The 1,378-nt window shown below is 63.8% G+C and carries 1 protein-coding gene and 1 pseudogene; both read right to left on the bottom strand.

The genetic code is table 11. The features are described 5' to 3' along the window. The coding region (locus AC4D2C_RS18725) for a polyketide synthase docking domain-containing protein (RefSeq protein WP_490916311.1) at positions 1-106 on the bottom strand (106 nt) is incomplete at its 3' end. Then, positions 58-1,289: pseudogene (locus tag AC4D2C_RS18720) on the bottom strand (IS256 family transposase); the annotation flags it as partial. The gene AC4D2C_RS18725 and the pseudogene AC4D2C_RS18720, both read right to left, overlap by 49 nt. Positions 1,290-1,378: the final 89 nt, after the last annotated feature.

Here is a 1,378-nt window from a genome sequence, read left to right as displayed (position 1 = left end):
GGGACTGTCCGATAAACGGTGTGTGGGGCCGGCGTTTCATCAGTGAATGGTTCTCTCGAAGCGTCCTGCGAAGGTAATCGCGAACGCGTTGAGCGCTGGCTTCCACCTGATTACCCAGCGTGCTCTACCACCGCCGGTCGGATCAAGAGACCGGGTGACGAGGTAGAGGCACTTCAGGGCGGCGGCTTCGTTGGGGAAGTGGCCTCTGGCTCTGACGGCCCGGCGGTAGCGGGCGTTGATCGACTCGATCGCGTTCGTCGTGCAGATGACTCGGCGGATCTCCACGTCGTACTCCAGAAACGGCACGAACTCCGCCCACGAGCTCTCCCAGAGCTTGATGATCGCCGGATACCGCTCGCCCCACTCGGCGGTGAACTCCTGAAACCGGTCCTTCGCCGCGGCCTCACTCGGAGCCGTGTAGACGGGTTTGAGTGCCCGCACGATGCCGTCGCGGTGCTGGCGGCCGGCGTAACGGAACGAGTTGCGGATCAGGTGCACGATGCACTGCTGCACGACCGTCCGCTCCCAGGTCGTTGTGATCGCTTCGGGCAAACCCTTGAGTCCGTCGCAGACGGCGATGAGCACGTCCTGGACGCCGCGGTTCTTCAGCTCGGTGAAGACCTGCAGCCAGAACCTGGCACCCTCGCCTCCGTCGCCGGCCCAGATGCCCAGGATCTCCCGCTCTCCGTTCGTGGTGACGCCCATGACGACGTAGAACGGGGTGTTGCGTACCTGCCCGTCGCGGACCTTCACCACGATCGCATCGACGAAGATCACCGGGTAGAGCGGGTCCAGGGGACGGGAGGACCACTCGGCAAGCTCGCCGGCGACCTTCTCCGTGATCCGACTGATGGTGTCTTTGGAGACCTTGGCCCCGTAGACCTCCTCGAAATGTGCCGCGATCTCGCCGGTGGTCAGTCCGCGGGCGGACAGGGACAGCACGGTCTGATCAATCCCGTCCAGGCGTCGTTTCCGCTTGGGCACGATCACCGGCTCGAATGACCCGTCCCGGTCCCGGGGCACCTCGATCTCGACCGAACCGATCTCCGTCAACACCGTCTTCGCCCTTGTGCCGTTACGCATGTTCTCCGCGATCAGCGTCTGCCCGTGCTCATGCCCGAGATGCTCGGTCAGCTCGGCTTCCAGCGCGGCCTCGAGAACGTTTTTCGTGAGCTGGTTCAGCAGCCCACCGGGCCGCCCAGGCTCACGCCCTGCTCCTTGGCCTGTGCGAGCAGCCGTTCAGCGAGATCCTTCTGATCAATGATCTCTCCCGTCACAGGAACGATCATCGCCTCTGTTGCATCGGTCGCGAAGTCGTTCACGGCCATCTCCTCTCAGATCAGGCCGGGCCCTCACACACCGTTTTTCTTACAGTCCC

It is taken from the genome of Arthrobacter sp. TJ-240, from assembly GCF_058269195.1.
The sequence above is the reverse complement of the archived record's forward strand: the minus strand, read 5'-3'. Positions and strand labels throughout refer to the sequence as shown.